The sequence below is a fragment of the Cupriavidus sp. 05L310 genome, from assembly GCF_056398185.1.
In genome coordinates, this window is record NZ_JBFTOX010000016.1 from 53331 (window position 1) to 70619 (window position 17289).

Below are 17289 nucleotides of genomic sequence, written 5' to 3' on the forward strand. Positions count from 1 at the left end.
GGCATTGTAGCCTGCCGCTACAATGCCTTGCTGATCCGCATGGCACCAGTATGACTGGGTCTCTGGCGGTTGGAGTGGCACAAAAGGGAGAGGTTCGATGCCAGAGTTGCCGGAGGTCGAAGTGACCCGCCGCGGCTTGCTGCCGCACGTGGTGGGGCGGCGCATAGCCGACGTGGTGGTGCGCCATCGCGGCCTGCGCTGGCCGGTTGAACCGGATATCGAGTCACAACTGACCGGCCGGGTGATCGCTCGCATCGAACGGCGCGGCAAATACCTGCTGCTGGAGTGTGTGCGCCAGGCTGCGGCCAGCCTTTTTCCGGATGGCTCTCCTTGCCTGCCGCCAGTAGATGACCGGGGCTGGCTGCTGATCCACCTCGGCATGACGGGTACCTTGCGGGTGCTGCCGCAAGCGCCGCCGGCGGGCAGTCACGATCACCTCGACCTGATCCTCGCGGACCCCGCCGACACGCACGCCGATACCGGCACCAGCCTGGTGCTTCGTTTTCGCGACCCGCGCCGCTTTGGCGCTGTGCTCTGGAGCCCGCTCGAAGAGTCGCAGTTGCCAACACATCCGCTGCTGCGCAACCTTGGCGTCGAGCCTTTCGATCCGCGCTTCGACGGAGCCTGGCTGTACCGCCTCGGGCGCGGGCGCAGCGCAGCCATCAAGACGGTGCTCCTGGCGGGAGACATCGTGGTGGGCGTAGGCAATATCTATGCGTCGGAGAGCCTGTTTGCCGCCGGCATCCGTCCCACCACGCCGGCTGGCCGGCTCTCCCTGGCGCGCTGTGAACGCCTTGCCGTCGCGGTGCGGGACACGCTGGCCCGTGCCATCGAGCGCGGCGGCAGCACGCTGCGCGACTTCGTCGGCAGCGATGGCAGCAGCGGCTACTTCCAGCTGGATTGCGCCGTGTATGACCGTGCCGGGCATCCCTGCCGGGTCTGCGGCACCACTATCCGGCAGATCGTCCAGGGACAGCGCTCGACTTTCTATTGCCCTACCTGCCAGCGCTGAAACCGCGCCGCCCTCCTCAAGGCCGACGCCGCACCGAAGTGTTTATTGAGTAACTTCCCGATGCTGTTGCACCGGGCCGATGGGCCGGCGCAACAGCGAGGCCCGCAGGCGACTCGAATTTCACAAAAATCCCCCGGAAACCTGTATCTTCAACAAAGTAAAAAAGTGTTACAAAGACACCATGTCACCGCCCGGGTGCAGGCTATCGGACATCAAGACGCCAGGCCTGCAGCGCCGTCGCGGGGGCTTTTCGCCAAGCCGATCCCAGTGCCAATGACAACCCTCGCCCTTCAATTCGAACAATACGGCGCCTGGAGAACCGGGGTGCTCAATTCCCTGGCCGAATTCCGCTCCTGGCTGCAGCAGCACGATCTCTACGACGCCCAGGCCGACGAACGCGTCCAGCGCATCCAGGGCGTGCTCAAGAGCGACCGGCTCAAGGTAGCCTTCATCGCGGAGTTCTCGCGGGGCAAGAGCGAACTGATCAACGCCATTTTCTTTGCAGACTATGGCCGGCGCATCCTGCCGTCATCCGCCGGGCGCACCACGATGTGCCCGACCGAGCTGCGCTACGACGAGGCCGAGGCGCCGTGCATCCGCCTGCTGCCGATCGAGACGCGCCTGCAGGAAGCCTCCACTGCTGATTTCCTCGACGTCGACGCGCACTGGCATACCGTGCCGCTCGATCCCTCGTCGCCGGATGGGATGCTCGATGCGTTCCGGCACGTGATCGAGACCAACCGCGTCACCCGGGAGATGGCGGAATCGCTCGGCTTGTATAACGAGAACGATCCCGACGCCGCCTACGCGCTCGATGCCGACGGCATGGTGGAGATTTCCCGCTGGCGCCATGCAGTTATCAATTTCCCGCATCCGCTGCTGCGCCAGGGTCTGGTAATCCTTGACACACCGGGTCTCAACGCGATCGGCACCGAGCCGGAACTGACATTGCGCCTGATTCCGGAGGCGCATGTCGTGGTGTTTATGCTCGCCGCCGATGCCGGCGTGACCAAGAGCGACCTGGATCTCTGGCGCAGCCATGTTAGCGCGGGCCACCGCAAGGGCTGCCTGGCGGTGCTGAACAAGATCGACGGTCTGTGGGACCCGCTCAAGTCGCCGGCCGAGACCGCGGCCGAGATTACGCGCCAGGTCACCAACAGCGCCCAGGTGCTGGGGATCGACGAGTCGCGCGTCTATCCGGTGTCGGCGCAGAAGGGCCTGGTGGCCAAGGTCACGCACGATGACGACTTGCTGGCGCGCAGCGGCCTGCCGCAATTCGAACATGTTCTGTCGGATCAACTGATTCCACAGCGGCGTGAGATCGTCGCCGACCAGGTACAGCGCTCGGTGGAGGAAATGACGCGTGGCGCGCAGCAACTGCTGCAGAGCCGCCGCCGCAGCATCGTCGAGCAGTTGTTCGAGTTGCGCGGCCTGCGCGGCAAGAACCACGCGATGGTCAAGCACATGCTGATGCGTGTGCAGTCCGAAAAGGAAGAGTTCGAGCAGAGCATCGCCAAGTTCCAGGCGCTGCGTCTTGTGTTCGGACGTCACAGCGCCGATATCATCAAGAGCCTGCAACTGCGCGACGTGCGCCGCACCATGCGCGAGCGCCGCGAGCAGATGAAGGAGCGCTTCTTCTCGCGCGGCATGCGCGAGGACATGGACGGGCTGTTCGCCCGGCTAGGCGAACTGGTCAGCGAGGCTGACCAGAAGATCGTCCAGCTACACCAGCTCACCGACAGCATGTACCGCCGCTTCAATGCCGAGCACGGCTTCACGTTGCCGGCGCCGATCCAGTTTGTCACCGCGCGCTACGTGAGCGAACTGCAGCAGACGCTGGCACTGGCCCAGACGCACTTCGGCGCCATGAGCATGCTGACCCGCTCGCGTCCGCAACTGGTGCAAAGCGCGTTCTCCACTGTTGCAAGCCGCGTGCTGGAAACCTTTCGCGATCTCAACCGCGATATCGAGATCTGGCTCAAGTCAGTGATGACGCCGCTGGAGGCGCAGGTACGCGAGCATCAGAAGCAACTGCGTCGCCGGGTCGACTCGATCGAGCGCATCCACGAGGCGACCGACACGCTGGAAAGCCGCATCGCGCAGCTGGAGGAAGTGCTGAACGGGCTGGACGAGCGCAGCGGACGCATCGAATCCTTCTCCCGGCAGATCCTGCGGCCTGACGCCGAAGACGGCCAGCTCAGGGCCGTCGCCGCCTGAAGCACGGCTGGCGCGCGGTGCCGGAGGCGGCAAGGCGGTATCATGACGCGCCGCCGCTTCCGGCGCTGCCGCCTTTTCCGTCACGTTCCCGATGCCCCGCAAGCCAGCCGCTACTCCCGCCGTTTCTTCCACCGATCTTTCCCTGGCCGCCGTTCCCGCCGTTCCCGCCGTTCCCGCCGATTTCGCCACGCGCGTGGTGGATTGGCAGCGCCTGCACGGGCGCCATGACTTGCCGTGGCAGAACACCCGCGACCCTTACCGGATCTGGTTGTCGGAGATCATGCTGCAGCAGACCCAGGTCAGCGCGGTGATCGAGTATTTCCAGCGTTTCGTCGGCCGCCTGCCTACCGTTGCCGCTCTGGCGGAGGCTAGCGCGGACGAGGTGATGGCGCTCTGGGCAGGGCTTGGCTATTACTCGCGCGCGCGCAACCTGCACCGCTGCGCCAAGAGCGTGATGAGCGAGCACGGCGGCGTGTTTCCTACCGATCCCGAGGTGCTGGTGACGCTGCCCGGCATCGGCCGCTCGACCGCGGCGGCCGTGGCCGCCTTCAGTGTTGGCGTGCGATCCCCCATCCTGGACGGCAATGTCAAGCGCGTCTTCGCTAGGTTCTTCGGCATCCACGGCCATCCGGGCGTCAAGGCGGTGGAGAACCGCATGTGGCAAATCGCGGAGGAGGTGTTGCCCCCGAAGGGGCCTGGACAGGCCGAGGACATGGTGTCCTATACCCAGGGCGTAATGGATCTCGGCGCCACCGTCTGTTCGCGCGGCAAGCCGGCCTGCCTTGCTGCCGCGGCGTCGTGCCCGCTGGCCAGCGACTGCGTGGCGCGCCGGGACGGCCTGACCGCCGCGCTGCCCACGCCGAAACCGCGTGCCGCCATTCCCGAGCGCAGCACCGTCATGCTGCTGGTCCGGCGCGGCCGTGAAGTCCTGCTGGCGTTGCGACCCGACAGCGGCATCTGGGGCGGCCTCTGGAGCCTGCCTGAAATGCCGGTGGATACCGTGCCCTTCGATGCCGAACTGGCCGAAGACGCCGCCCGCGAACGCGCCCGCGATTTCGGCACGCCCGGCACCGCCAGCATGGTCGGCGAACTCACCCACGTCTTCACCCACTTCCGCCTGCTGATCCGCGCCATCCGCGTGGACGTCACCGGCCTGAGCGCCCACGACGCAGCCGATGGCACTCCGCTACGCTGGCTCTCGCTGGACGATCTCGATGCGGTGGGCACACCGGCACCGGTGCGCAAGCTGCTCGAAGCACAGGCGCTGGGGGGATTGTTCTAAAGCTAAAGCCCTTTGCCGCGTGGGAGGCTCAGAGAATATGGTGTTGACGCATGTACTTGTGCACGATCTCGATCCGCATCCCCGCGTCCGGCAGCGCCATCAGCATCTGCTTGGCCTTGAGCGGCACGGGCAGCAACTCGCATAGCCGATTGGCCACCCAGCTCGGGTCATCCCACAGGAACGGCTCTGCAAACGGAAGCTTGCCCGGATGCTCCGCGTGGAGCGAGGCGACGATACGGCGCAGCACAGCAAGGCATTCGCCCAGCAGTTCAAGCTTGCAGTCGATGATGTCGGGCGGCAGCAATTCCGCCTGACCCACCAGCAAACCATCGGCGCGCACACTGTGGCCTATCAGCCGGAAGCGCTGGCGCCCGCGCGCACTGATCAGCAGCACGCCAAGCTGCTCCATATTGCAGTCGACGATATCCGCCAGGCAGCCGATGGTCTCGGGCATGGTGGGTTCATTGGGGCGGGCGACCTCGTTGCCGCTGGCGATCAGGCAGACGCCGAAAGGTGTGTGATCGCGCATGCAAGCGCGCACCATATCCACATAGCGTGCTTCAAAAACGCGCAGCGGCAGCAGGCCATCCGGAAAGAGTACGGTGTGCAGCGGAAACAGCGGCAGGCCATCCAGCGCAGGCGGTACCGACGATGTACCGGACGAAGCGGTGGTCGAAGCGGATGAGCCGGGCGTGGCGTGTGAGGACATGCTGAGCCAGCAGAGTTTCGGGCGGGAATTGCCGAGCCTGGCCGCGAAACCTGCAGCTGCGGCCTTCAGCCGCCGGGTGCGAGCTCGCGGTGTCTCACCAGCACATTACCATGGGCGCGAAAATAGTTGGCAAGTCTTTCAGCGATGTACACGGAGCGGTGCTGGCCGCCCGTGCAGCCAATGGCGACGGTCAGGTAGCTGCGATTGTCCGCGATGAAACTTGGCAGCCACTTTTCCACGTAGGCGCGGATGTCATCGGCCATGGCCAGCACCATCGGCTGGCTCTGCAGGAAGTCGATCACGGGCTCGTCGCGTCCGGTCAGCGGGCGCAGGGCCAGGTCGTAGTAGGGGTTGGGCAGCGAGCGGACATCGAACACCAGGTCGGCATCGCTGGGCACGCCGTGCTTGAAGCCAAACGATTCGAACAGCAAGGTGAGTTTCAGGTCATCGCCGCGCACGAATTCCTTGATCCACGCGCGCAGCGTATTGGTGCGCACGTTGCTGGTGTCGATACGGTGCGCGGCCTCCGCCAGCGGGCTGAGCAGCTCGCGCTCCATCTCGATGGCTTCGATCAGGGACGTGTCGTTGTATGGCGCATCGAGCGCATTGTCTGCAACGCCCGCAGGTTCGGCATTGGCCGAGAGGGTCGCCTTGTCGATACGCATCGACAGCGGGTGGCGCCGCCGCGTTTCCGAGTATCGCTGCACCAGCGCATCCGTATTGGCGGTCAGGAAAACCACCCGGACCTGGTGTTCGGAGGCGAGGTTGCGCAGCGTGCCGGGCAATTCGTCCAGCGATTCGCGGCTGCGGATGTCGGTAGCGACGCCAAGATGGGTGTAACCCTGGCTTGCGAGATACTGGGCCAGCGCCGGAATAAACTGAGCCGGCAGGTTGTCAACGCAGTAGTAACCTGCGTCTTCCAGTACGTTCAAGGCAACGGATTTGCCGGAGCCGGAGATTCCGGTGATAAGTATGATGCGCATAGCACGACAAGCATAACATCAGGTGATGACGCCGTCATGACGGCGAGGCGCCAACAAAAATGGCGAACCGAAGGGTTCGCCATTTTCGCATGTCCGCATGCTAAGTGACGCGGGGGCTTACTTGGAGAGGCACTCGCTCATGAAGGCTTTGCGCTCGTCGCCCTTCTTGCCGGTAGCGTCCTTGTTGCACGCCGTCATCTTTTCCTGCTGGCTGTTCTTGGCGGGAGCGGCGGCGGGTTTGTTGGAGAGGCAGTCGCTCATGAAGGCCTTGCGCTCGTCGCCCTTCTTGCCGGCGGCCTGCGTATTGCAGGCCTTCATCTTGTCCTGTTGGGAGTTTGTCGCCGCGGGCGCCGCCGGTGCTGCCGGTGCTGCCGGTTTTGCGGACGTTGCGGGTGCCGCGGGCGTTGCGGTTGCTGCGGCCGGTGCATTCTGGGCGAAGGCGCCGCTGGCGAAAAGCGGGGCTACCAGCACGCACATCGCGATCATTCTCTTCATGCTTGCTCTCCTGGCTGTGGAAAACTTCATGGCTGCTGGCCATGTCGGCGCGGCAACTCGGGCTGGGCTCAATGTCCATTACTGCACAAAACGGCCTGTGCCCCAAACGCGTTGACGACGGAAGCGCGGACGAATGCAATCAATTGAAACAGCCCAGGCACGGCGCTGGCTGCCTAGAGTAGCCGGCCCTGGCCCCGCGATGCCACATCGGCTTGCATCGCGGCGCGCTGGCGGTCCATGAAATCGCGCAGCGTGTCGATGCCGCGCAGGCGCAGGATGGTGTTGCGGACGGCGGCCTCGACCAGCACGGCGAGATTTCGGCCGGCCGCCACCTGGATCTTGACCATGTGGATGGGCAGGCCGAGCACATCCAGATACTGGGAATCCAGCGGCAGGCGTTCGAATTCGCCGTCGTTGCGGCGCACCAGCTGCACCACCAGTTTCAGCTTCATCTTCCGGCGCACCGCGGTCTCGCCAAAGATCGTCTTGATGTCGAGCAGGCCCAGGCCGCGCACTTCAAGCAGGTTTTGCAGCAGGGGCGGGCAGCGGCCTTCAATGAAATCGGGTCCGAGCCGGACAAAATCCACGGCATCGTCCGCCACCAGCCCATGTCCGCGTGAAATCAGCTCCAGGCCGAGCTCACTCTTGCCCAGGCCGGATTCACCCATCACCAGCACGCCCATGCCGAGGATGTCGAGGAATACGCCGTGCATGGTCACGCGTGGCGCGGAAATGCGCGACAGGTAGAGGCGCAGGTGATCGATCACCGCCGCCGAGGACACCGGCGTAGTGAACAAGGGCGTGGAGGAACGCGTGCAGCGCAGTTCCAGGTCGGGCGGTGGCTCCATGCCGTCGGCAATCACCAGGAAGGGCGGTTCCAGCAGGATCAGCTCACCCATCTGGCGCTTGCGCATCTCGTCGTCGAGACGCTGGTAATACGTGATCTCGGGCTTGCCCAGGACCTGGATCCGGTTCGGGTGGATCAGGTTCAAGTGGCCGACGAGATCGGCCGCGGAAGTGGCTTCACGTGCGAATTCGACATCGAACGCCCGGTCGGCGCCTTCCAGGCCGGCTACCCAGGAGAGTTTGATATCGGCTGCGTTGTCGTCGAAGATCGACTGCGAGGTGACGCCAGTGAGTTCCATGCGGGTGCTTTCAGGAGCGAGCTTTCAGACAGCGGGGACAATTGCCCCGCTCGCCTGCGTAAAGATCGCCGAGGCCGGTCAGGGGTGCCATTGCGTCAGCAACTGGTGCACGTCATCGGGGGTGGGCAGGGTAGCCAGTCCTTCGCGCATCTCGCGGTCGGACAGCAGCTGGGCGATCTCCGAGAGAATCTCCAGATGTTGCTGGGTGGCCTGTTCGGGCACCAGCAGGAAGATCAGCAGCGCTACCGGCTTGCCGTCGGGAGATTCGAAGGGGATCGGCTCGGCCAGGCGCATGAAGGCGGCAAGTGGCTGCTTCAGTCCCTTGATGCGGCCATGCGGAATGGCAACCCCGGCGCCAAGACCAGTGGACCCCAGCGATTCGCGGGCGAACAGGTTGTCGGTCACGGTAGCGCGCGCCACGCCATGGTTGTTCTCGAAGAGGAGCCCGGCCTGTTCGAACACGCGCTTCTTGCTGGTGACGCTGACGTCGAGGTTGATGTTGCCGGGTGGCAGCAATTTAGCCAAACGATTCATGTGGAATGCGCAGGGTTTTCTAGTAAGCAGGCCCGGGGCCGGGAGGCATCGCGCCGGGCAAAAAAGAAGAAAAAACCAAGGTCCGAAGTTTCACCGGGTGTCCCCCTGCCGGTGTCGGGCGTCTGGCCATTATAGAGCAGGCCCGCCCCCGCCTTGTGCATTGCAATACCCGATGCGCGGAAGCGGTGCCGCGTGCACGGAAAAATCGTTGAGCTTGAGAACTATGTATTGCACAGCATACACCGGTCCATATGCGTTGCGGAATCCCCCGCGTGGTCCCGGATGAGCGCCAGGAACGAAAAAGCCGCGCTATGGGCGCGGCTTGATTCCGGTTTCAAGGGAGTGACACCGGCGGCCCGGTCTGTGGGCCACCAGGCACGGTCATTGCTGCATCTGCGATGCGGCCATCTGATACTTGACCGCTTCGCGGTCGTGGCTTTGCACGCGATCCTTATGGCGAATCACCTGCCGGTCGAGCTTGTCGACGAGCGCGTCGATAGCGGCATACAGGTCTTCATGATGCGCTTCGACAAAGATGTCCTTGCCCTTGAGATGTAGATTGATTTCCGCGTACTGCCGCCGGTCCTTTTCTTTTGTATTGTCGACAGAGAGCAGCACACTTACGCCAATGACTTGATCAAAATGCCTGACGATACGCTCCAGTTTCGTTTCCACGTACTCACGCAGCGGGGGCGTGATGTCCAAGTGGTGTCCACTGATCTTGAAGTTCATAGCGTTTCTCCTTCTGAAAGAGTTGCACCAGGCAGGCGATGCAACTCGGCTACAAAGTCTTGCGGAGAGTAACTGCCGGAATCTTGAGCGCCTCGCGGTATTTGGCAACGGTGCGTCGTGCCACTACGAAGCCTTGCTCGCCGAGCAATTCGGCAATCCGGCTGTCGGACAAGGGATTCCTGGCGTCTTCGGCTCCTATCAGTTGCTTGATCAACGCACGAATTGCCGTTGACGAGGCCGCGCCGCCGGTTTCTGTGGATACGTGACTGCCGAAGAAATACTTCAGCTCGAAAGTCCCCATCGGCGTTGCCATGTATTTATTGGTAGTCACCCGAGAGATGGTGGACTCGTGTAAACCCAGTGTATCGGCAATCTCCCGCAAAACCAAGGGGCGCATCGCAATTTCACCGTGGGTGAAGAAGTTCTTTTGACGTTCGACAATAGCTTGTGCAACGCGCAATATCGTGTCGAACCTTTGCTGGATATTCTTGATCAACCAGCGTGCCTCCTGCAGTTTTTGCTGCAGTCCCGCAGCACCCGCATCGCCTTTTGCACCGCGCAATATCTGCGCGTACATGTCGTTGATACGTAGCCGCGGCATCACATCCGGATTGAGCTGCGCGATCCAGCCGCCATTCAGTTTACGGACAAAAACATCGGGCACGACGAAGTCGGCTTCGGGGCGGCTGTACGCATGGCCCGGATAAGGCGCCAGAGAGCGGATCAGTTCATGCGCCGACTTCAATTCCGGCTCGTCCACCTGCAGCGCTTTTTTCAGGCGCGTGTAGTCGCGCACCGCGAGCAGTTCCAGGTGATTGGTGACAATGGTCAGCGCCAGGTCGCGCTGCGGGTGCTTGATGCGGCGCAATTGCAGCGCCAGGCATTCGGCCGCATTGCGTGCGCCGACACCAGGCGGATCGAAGCTCTGCAGCAGGGTAAGGACGGCGTGGATCTCGTCGACCTCGAATTCAAGTTCATCCGGCAGTTCGCTGCAGATTTCCTCGAGCGAGGCGCTCAGGTAGCCGTCGTCGTCCAGCGACTCGACCAGGAAGATGGCCAGCCCCTTGTCGCGCAACGAAATTTTCAGCGGCGCGAGCTGTTCCATCAGATGTTCGCGCAGCGTGGGTTCGGCGTCGCGCAACTGCATCGGGGTCTTTTCGTCGTCGTCGCCTTGCGGGCGGCGGGCGAAGTCGTCGAGGCTCCAGTCGTTGCCGTAGTCCTCGTTGCTGTCGGAATAGCTGTCTTCGGCCTCGGGCGCGCCGTCGGGGCGGTTCTCGCTGGTGCCCTGGCCGTCGGCGGGCGCCGGCGCGGGAGCGCTCTGCATGTTGACCGAGCCGTCGGCGGCAACGCGCAACGGGCTGTCGAGCCAGTCGTTCTCGCGTTCGAGCAAAGGGTTCTCGGTCAGCGCCTGTTCCACTTCCTGCTGCAGTTCGAGCGTGGACAGTTGCAGCAGCCGGATCGACTGCTGGAGTTGCGGCGTGAGCGCGAGATGCTGCGAGAGGCGGAGCTGTAGCGACGGTTTCATGCGACCTATTTTATGCCCAACTTCCGTGCCGGTGGAACGGAAATTGCTATCGCTGATGACGCCGTGATCGTTGCAGGGTAAAAGGCGACACCGGAGCCACCTTGGGCACAAGGTCGCCGCAGCTGCCGCTTGCTGTGGCGCGCCGCGTTACATGCGGAAATTCTCGCCCAGGTAGACCTTGCGCACCGACTCGTTGGCGATGATGTCTTCAGGCCGGCCCGAGGCCAGCACGGCGCCTTCGCTGATGATGTAGGCGTGATCGCAGATGCCCAGCGTCTCGCGCACGTTGTGGTCGGTGATCAGCACGCCGATATTGCGCGCCTTGAGGAAGCTGACGATGCGCTGGATCTCGCCCACCGCGATCGGGTCGACGCCGGCGAAGGGCTCGTCTAGCAGGATGAAGCGGGGCGCCGAGGCCAGGGCGCGGGCGATTTCCACGCGGCGGCGTTCGCCGCCTGACAGCGAAAGCGCCGGATTGTCGCGCAGGTGGGCAATCTGGAGGTCATCGAGCAGCGTGTCCAGCCGGCGCTCGAGTTCGGCCTTGCCAAGTGGCTTGCCGTCCTGGATCTGCAATTCCAGTACCGCGCGGATGTTCTCCTGCACATTCAGCTTGCGGAACACCGAAGCTTCCTGCGGCAGATAGGACAGGCCCATGCGTGCCCGTTCGTGAATGGCCAGGCCGCTGATGTGCTTGTCGTCGAGCACGATGTCGCCCTCGTCCAGCGCCACCAGTCCCACGATCATGTAGAAGGAGGTGGTCTTGCCCGCGCCGTTGGGCCCCAGGAGTCCGACCACCTCGCCGCTCTTTACGTCGAGGGACACATCCTTGACCACCGTGCGCGAGCCGTAGCGCTTTTTCAGGTGGCGCACGACCAGCGTGCTGCTGTCCTTCAGGGTGGCGGGCTGGGAGGGTGCGGTTTGGGTAACGGTCATGAAGGCTGAATCCGTGGATCGGGCGACGCGGCGGCGTCAGGGATTGACGGGGGCGGGCGCAGGCTTGAGCGGCAGCGGGGCGCCGGCGGCGCCGCTGGCGGGTTGCTCCTGGCGCGGCGACAACACGGCGCGCACGCGACCGGACGGGCTGCCCGCCGTCGCGTTCTCCGTACCGCCGCTGGCGGTGTAGAACTCGTTGCGGCTGTCGTAGGTGATCACTGCGCCGCGGATCTCGTCGACCAGCTTGGCGCCGGCCAGCCGCGCCATGCGTGCGCGGCCGATCAGCTTGGACAGCTCCTGCTTGCCGTCATACTCGATGCGGTCGCCCCAGCCGTCGATGTATTCGTCGACGTTGTCGCGCTTCTGGCGGATATAAGCCTGCTTGCCGCCCTTGGACGTAGCCACGGCGTACTGGTAGCCCTCGGGATCGGTGCGCACTTCGGCCGCGTCGGATTTCAACACCATGGTGCCCTTGGTCAGCACCACGTTGCCAGTCAGCACATAAACCTGCTTGACGTCGTCATAGCTGGCGTTGTCGGCTTCCAGTACCAGCGGTTTCTCGCGGTCGGCTTTCTCCGCGCTGGCGGGCGCGGCCAGCGTGAGGCCGAGGACGGCTGCCAGCGTCAGCAAAGCGGCCGTGCTGCGGCGGCGACAGGACGATGTCGTCAGGAGTGAATTCATGTTGGCGTGATGGCGGTTGGCGCGGACGGCTGTGGCCCGCGGGCGGCTTCGTTTCCTGGCGGCTGTTTCCGGGCAAGGCGGGCGGGGCTGCGCGGGCGGCACCCGCCTGGGTACCGTTTGCGCCCGCTCGCCTGGCCAGCACTGCTTCGCTTCATCTGGCAACAGCCTCTCGGGTCTTTGTTATCTGGGCTACTTCGCGGGACTCGCCGGCGGCCCCGTAATAATGGTGCCGCGTACGTTACCCAGCAATTGTACTTCGCGGGTGACATTGTTGAAGATCAGCCCGTTTGCCGTCATCACCGACGGGCCGCGGGTCAGCTTGACGGCTTTGTCGGTCTTCACGATGTCATCGTTGATCAGCACCTGGAAATACTCCGAGGCGGCTGTCATCTGCGGATCCTTGGCCGGGTCCGGCCCTTGGGCACGCACGATAAAGGCATTGCCGAACAGGTCGATCACCGAGCCTGCCGCGTTCATCGTGCCGCGATCGGAGTGGCCCGTGACAGGCGGGCGGTCGATTTCGTAGGCGCGCATGGCCGGACGCGTCACTTCGTAGGTCTGGTCGTCCTCGAAGTGGATCATCTTGTCGCCGGTGAACCGCATCTTGGTGTTGCCGTCCTCGGCCAGTTCGGTGGCGGAGAAGCGGACCATGTAGTAATCGGGCTCATGCTTCTTGCCCACCGGCCCGGTGGCGGCTTCTTTCGGGGAATTGACCTGCACCAGCCAGAAAGTGCTGCCCGCCACTAGCGCCATCAACAGCAGCGGCAAGGCGCGCATTCCTAGCCGGCTCAGGGAGGACAGGATATCCCGCATAGTTTGTGGGTGCTCTCAGATGACCTTGGCGCGGGTCAGGTCGTGGATGTGCAGGGCACCGACCAGGCGCTGGTCGGCATCGACCACCAGCATCTGGTTGATGCGGTTCGCCTCCATGACCTGCACGGCTTCCACCGCCAGCTGGTCCGGCCCCACCGTATGCGGCGAGCGGTGCATCACCTCGCTGATGGGCACGGTCTTCCAGTCGCGCGGCGTTTCCAGCAGGCGGCGCAGGTCGCCGTCGGTGAAGACGCCGATCAGGTGGTCGTCCGGATCCACCACCGCGGTCATGGCCATGCCCTTGCGGGTGATTTCCATCAGGGCCTGCGCCAGCGGCGTGCTTTCGCGTACCTTGGGCACTGCGTTGCCGCTGCGCATGACGTCGCGCACATGGGTCAGCAGCTTGCGCCCGAGCGCGCCGCCCGGATGCGAGCGGGCAAAGTCTTCCTCGCCGAAGCCGCGCGCGTCCAGCACCGCCACCGCTAGCGCATCGCCCATCGCCAGCGCGGCGGTGGTGCTGGCGGTGGGGGCCAGGTTAAGCGGGCAAGCCTCTTTCTCCACACCGGCGTTGAGGTGGGCGTCGGCCAGCTTGGCCAGCGTGGAGGCGGGGTTGCCGGTCACGGAGATCAGCTTGGCGCCGATGCGCTTGACGATCGGCACGATCGACAGCAGTTCGGCGGTCTCTCCGGAATTGGAAAAGGCAATCAGCACATCGTCGCGCGTGACCATGCCCAGGTCGCCATGGCTGGCCTCGGCCGGGTGCACGAAAAAGGCCGGCGTGCCGGTCGATGCCAGCGTGGCCGCGACCTTGCGGCCGATGTGTCCCGACTTGCCGATGCCCGACACGACGACGCGTCCGCTGCAATTCAGAGTGAGTTGCACGGCCTGCGCAAATTCGCCGTCCAGGCGGCCCGCGAGGGCGGCGACGGCATCGGCTTCGATCTGGAGGGTCTCGCGAGCGAGCCGAAGTGCTCGATCCGCATTGAAATTAGCTATCATGGCGACGAAGTATACCAACGAATGCGATGGCGCTTGGGCTGTTCCTGGGATCGGGCGGCCGGGGCGGCTGCCGTGCTTGCCGCAATCCGCCGGCAGGGCCGCCCGAGCCGGGTTGTCCTGGCCCGGTGGTGGCGTACCCTGATCCTTCCGATGCACTCTCCGCTGGACCTGACCCTTGTGCTGCTGGCCGCCGCCGTGTTCGGCGTGGTCGCCTTTCGCATGCTGCAATTACCGCCGATGCTGGGGTACCTGGTGGTCGGCATCCTGATCGGGCCGCACGCGCTCGGGCTGGCCAGCGATACCGCGCAGACCAAATACCTGGCCGAGTTCGGCGTGGTCTTTTTGATGTTCTCGATCGGGCTGGAGTTCAGCCTGGGCAAGCTCAAAGCCATGAAACGGCAGGTATTCGGCCTGGGCGGCTCGCAGGTGGTGCTGTCGCTGCTGGTGGTGATACCGGCGAGCTGGGCCTTCAACTGGCTGTTTCCGCTGTCCTGGCAGGCTTCGGTGGCGCTGGGCGGCGCGCTGGCCATGTCGTCCACCGCGATCGTCTCCAAGATGCTGTCGGAGCGGCTGGAGCTGGAAAGCGAGCACGGGCGCAATATCATCAGCATCCTGCTGTTCCAGGACTTGGCGGTGGTGCCGCTGCTGATCGTGATTCCGGCGCTGTCGCGCGATCCCGGCGACATGGCGATGGCGCTCGGCCTGGCCACGGTCAAGATCGTGGTGGCGCTGAGCCTGATCTTTTTTGTCGGCAAGCGGGTCATGAGCCGCTGGTTCCATGTGGTGGCGGCGCGCCGCTCGCAGGAGCTGTTCATGCTCAACCTGCTGCTGGTCACGCTGGGCATGGCGGCGCTGACCGAGCGGCTGGGCCTGTCGATGGCGCTGGGGGCCTTCATCGCCGGCATGCTGATCTCCGAGACGCCGTACCGCCATCAGGTGGAGGAGGACATCAAGCCCTTCCGCGATGTGCTGCTGGGGCTGTTCTTCGTCACCATCGGCATGTTGCTCAATATTCACGTGGTGCTCGATCACCTGTGGCTGGTGCTGGTGTTGCTGATCGTGCCGATCATCTTCAAGCTGCTGCTGATCGCCGGCCTGGCGCGCCTGTTCGGCTCGCGCCAGGGGGTAGCGATCCGCACCGGCCTGGGGCTGGCGCAGGCTGGCGAGTTCGGTTTCGTGCTGCTTAACCAGATCGATGGCCTGAACCTGGTCGATCCGGTGCTGATCCAGGTCATCCTGGCCTCGATGCTGCTGTCGATGCTGGCGGCGCCGTTCCTGATCCAGTACAGCGACGCCATCGTGCTGCGCTTTGCCGCCAACGAATGGCTGATGCAGTCGCTCAATATGACGCGCATCGCGGCGCAGAGCCTGCAGACCGAAAAACACGCCATCATCTGCGGCTTCGGCCGCAGCGGCCAGAACCTGGCGCATATGCTGGAGCGGGAGGGCATCACCTACGTGGCGCTCGACCTTGACCCGGATCGGGTGCGGGAGGCCGCCGCCGCGGGCGACACGGTGGTGTACGGCGACGCGGGCCGGCGCGAGGCGCTGATCGCGGCGGGCCTGCACCGGGCGGCTGCCTTGATCATCACTTATAACAACACGCCCTCCGCCCTCAAGGTGCTGCACCACGTGCAGGAGCTGGAACCGGCGCTTCCCGTCATCGTGCGTACCATGGACGACTCGGAGCTCGACATCCTGCAGAAGGCGGGCGCCACCGAGGTGGTACCGGAAAGCATCGAGGGCAGCCTGATGCTGGCCTCGCACGCCCTGGTGCTGCTGGGTGTGCCGATGCGGCGGGTGGTGCGCGGCGTGCAACAGGCGCGTGATGCGCGCTACAGCCTGCTGCGCGGCTACTTCCACGGACGCGACGACGAGGAGGATATGGTCGAGCGCGAGTCGGTGCGGCTGCAGTCGGTCTCGCTCGGCCCCGAGGCCACGGCGGTGGGGCGGCGGCTGGGCGCGCTAGGGCTGGACCGCATCGGGGTGGAGGTGACGGCGGTGCGCCGGCGCGGCATCCGCGCGTTCGATCCGCAGCCGGAAACCGTGCTGGAGCCGGGCGATATCGTGGTGCTGCGCGGGCAGCCCGAGGCGCTGGAGGCAGCCGAGCAGCGCATGCTTGCCGGTTGACTCTGACGCCGCGCAGGGAATGCGGCCTTATGCCGCCGCGCGGCTGGCGGGGCGCGCCGGTTCCGCCCAGGATGGCGGCAGGCCTTCCAGCACGGCCCGTGCATCGAGCGAGCCGACCGGCACGCTCTGATCGGCGGGGATGCGGCCTTCGCCTTGTAGCAGCAGGTAGCGCAGGCAGCACACGCGCAGGAATGACGTGAAGTTCGCCGCCTCGCCCCGGTACGCCGTCAGTTCGTCGTGCAGCCGGGTGATGAGCTGGCCCACGCTCATGCCGTCGCGCCGCGCCAGCGTTTCGAGCACTTCCCAGAACAGGCTTTCCAGCCGGATGCTGGTGGCCACCCCGTGCAGCCGCAGGGAGCGCGACTGGCCCTCGTACGACTGCGGGTTGGCCCGGATGAAGATTTCACACATAGAACAACTCCCGTGCGTGGCGGCCCGCGAGGGTATGCTCGCGGGCCGCGTTCGGAAGTCTCTAATGTACGATCCGGGTGCCCAGGACCGCAAGGAACTGCGCCAGCCAGGCCGGATGCGCTGGCCATGCCGGGGCGGTCACGAGGTTGCCATCGGTGTGTGCCTGGTCGACCGGGATGTCGGCGTACTTGCCGCCGGCCAGGCGTACTTCGGGCGCGCAGGCCGGATAGGCCGAGCAGGTCCGGCCTTCCAGCACGCCGGCCGCGGCCAGCAGTTGGGCGCCGTGGCACACCGCGGCGATCGGCTTGTTGGCGCTGGCGAAGTGACGCACGATCTCCAGCACCCGTTCGTTCAGGCGCAGGTATTCGGGGGCACGGCCGCCTGGGATGACCAGCCCGTCGTAGGCTGCCGGATCGATATCTGCAAAGCTCGCGTTCAGCGTGAAGTTGTGCCCGCGCTTCTCGCTGTAGGTCTGGTCGCCCTCGAAATCGTGGATGGCGGTGGGGCAGCTGGCGCCGGCGGCCTTGTCCGGACACACCGCGTGGACCGTGTGGCCCACCATCTGCAAGGCCTGGAACGGCACCATGGTTTCATAGTCTTCGGCATAGTCGCCGACCAGCATCAAGATCTTTTTTGCCATCACGGTCTCCTGTATGGTTACGGCTGTCAGGCCGGGTGCCGCACCGGA

At 64.7% G+C, this 17289-nt stretch carries 17 protein-coding genes; 4 read left to right on the plus strand and 13 right to left on the minus strand.

The genetic code is table 11. From position 1 onward, the window contains the following. Positions 1 to 97: 97 nt before the first annotated feature. The 3 genes from mutM (at position 98) to mutY (ending at position 4511) form a co-directional block, all read left to right on the plus strand. Complete coding sequence (gene mutM, locus AC1DS6_RS13900) at positions 98 to 1012, plus strand: bifunctional DNA-formamidopyrimidine glycosylase/DNA-(apurinic or apyrimidinic site) lyase (RefSeq protein WP_441627016.1); 915 nt, start codon at positions 98 to 100, stop codon at positions 1010 to 1012. Between the two features lie 273 nt (positions 1013 to 1285). Then, entirely contained in the window at positions 1286 to 3229 is a 1944-nt protein-coding gene (locus AC1DS6_RS13905; protein ID WP_441627018.1) for a dynamin family protein, read from the plus strand. Between the two features lie 91 nt (positions 3230 to 3320). Further along, complete coding sequence (gene mutY / locus AC1DS6_RS13910; protein ID WP_441627020.1) at positions 3321 to 4511, plus strand: A/G-specific adenine glycosylase; 1191 nt, start codon at positions 3321 to 3323, stop codon at positions 4509 to 4511. Between the two features lie 28 nt (positions 4512 to 4539). On the opposite strand, the gene AC1DS6_RS13915 is transcribed toward mutY, so the two are convergent. From AC1DS6_RS13915 to AC1DS6_RS13965, 11 genes are all read right to left on the minus strand, one after another. Further along, positions 4540 to 5220 carry an LON peptidase substrate-binding domain-containing protein gene (locus AC1DS6_RS13915; protein ID WP_441627022.1) on the minus strand — a complete coding sequence of 227 codons (681 nt, stop codon included), beginning with the start codon at positions 5218 to 5220 and terminating at the stop codon, positions 4540 to 4542. Between the two features lie 65 nt (positions 5221 to 5285). After that, complete coding sequence (gene rapZ, locus AC1DS6_RS13920; RefSeq protein WP_477102597.1) at positions 5286 to 6203, minus strand: RNase adapter RapZ; 918 nt, start codon at positions 6201 to 6203, stop codon at positions 5286 to 5288. Positions 6204 to 6320: 117 nt separating this feature from the next. After that, entirely contained in the window at positions 6321 to 6698 is a 378-nt protein-coding gene (locus AC1DS6_RS13925) for a PsiF family protein (protein WP_441627026.1), read from the minus strand. 173 nt (positions 6699 to 6871) lie between these two features. Continuing rightward, positions 6872 to 7843 (minus strand): HPr(Ser) kinase/phosphatase, encoded by a 972-nt coding sequence (hprK, locus tag AC1DS6_RS13930; RefSeq protein ID WP_006159437.1) that lies wholly within the window; start codon positions 7841 to 7843, stop codon positions 6872 to 6874. Positions 7844 to 7921: 78 nt separating this feature from the next. Beyond that, entirely contained in the window at positions 7922 to 8377 is a 456-nt protein-coding gene (gene ptsN / locus AC1DS6_RS13935) for a PTS IIA-like nitrogen regulatory protein PtsN (protein WP_006159436.1), read from the minus strand. A 381-nt stretch (positions 8378 to 8758) separates the two neighbouring features. Further along, positions 8759 to 9109, minus strand: coding sequence for a ribosome hibernation-promoting factor, HPF/YfiA family (gene hpf, locus AC1DS6_RS13940; protein ID WP_006159435.1), 351 nt, complete (start codon positions 9107 to 9109; stop codon positions 8759 to 8761). A gap of 49 nt (positions 9110 to 9158) precedes the next feature. After that, entirely contained in the window at positions 9159 to 10634 is a 1476-nt protein-coding gene (locus AC1DS6_RS13945) for an RNA polymerase factor sigma-54 (protein ID WP_441627029.1), read from the minus strand. A gap of 147 nt (positions 10635 to 10781) precedes the next feature. After that, positions 10782 to 11567 (minus strand): LPS export ABC transporter ATP-binding protein, encoded by a 786-nt coding sequence (gene lptB / locus AC1DS6_RS13950; protein ID WP_045241335.1) that lies wholly within the window; start codon positions 11565 to 11567, stop codon positions 10782 to 10784. 36 nt (positions 11568 to 11603) lie between these two features. Beyond that, positions 11604 to 12248 (minus strand): lipopolysaccharide transport periplasmic protein LptA, encoded by a 645-nt coding sequence (gene lptA, locus AC1DS6_RS13955; protein ID WP_035868341.1) that lies wholly within the window; start codon positions 12246 to 12248, stop codon positions 11604 to 11606. 189 nt (positions 12249 to 12437) lie between these two features. Next, positions 12438 to 13061 (minus strand): LPS export ABC transporter periplasmic protein LptC, encoded by a 624-nt coding sequence (lptC, locus tag AC1DS6_RS13960; protein WP_441627032.1) that lies wholly within the window; start codon positions 13059 to 13061, stop codon positions 12438 to 12440. A 15-nt stretch (positions 13062 to 13076) separates the two neighbouring features. Beyond that, a complete protein-coding gene (locus AC1DS6_RS13965; protein ID WP_035868380.1) occupies positions 13077 to 14060 on the minus strand; it encodes a KpsF/GutQ family sugar-phosphate isomerase in 984 nt (327 codons plus the stop codon). 150 nt (positions 14061 to 14210) lie between these two features. Here AC1DS6_RS13965 and AC1DS6_RS13970 point away from each other — a divergent pair, with 150 nt between their 5' ends. Next, positions 14211 to 16190 (plus strand): monovalent cation:proton antiporter family protein, encoded by a 1980-nt coding sequence (locus AC1DS6_RS13970; RefSeq protein WP_428180116.1) that lies wholly within the window; start codon positions 14211 to 14213, stop codon positions 16188 to 16190. 27 nt (positions 16191 to 16217) lie between these two features. Here AC1DS6_RS13970 and AC1DS6_RS13975 read toward each other — a convergent pair whose 3' ends face one another. Then, on the minus strand, positions 16218 to 16601 hold the full coding sequence (locus AC1DS6_RS13975) for a ribbon-helix-helix domain-containing protein (protein WP_035868349.1): 384 nt from the start codon (positions 16599 to 16601) through the stop codon (positions 16218 to 16220). A 61-nt stretch (positions 16602 to 16662) separates the two neighbouring features. Beyond that, on the minus strand, positions 16663 to 17241 hold the full coding sequence (locus tag AC1DS6_RS13980; RefSeq protein WP_428180117.1) for a DJ-1/PfpI family protein: 579 nt from the start codon (positions 17239 to 17241) through the stop codon (positions 16663 to 16665). Positions 17242 to 17289: the final 48 nt, after the last annotated feature.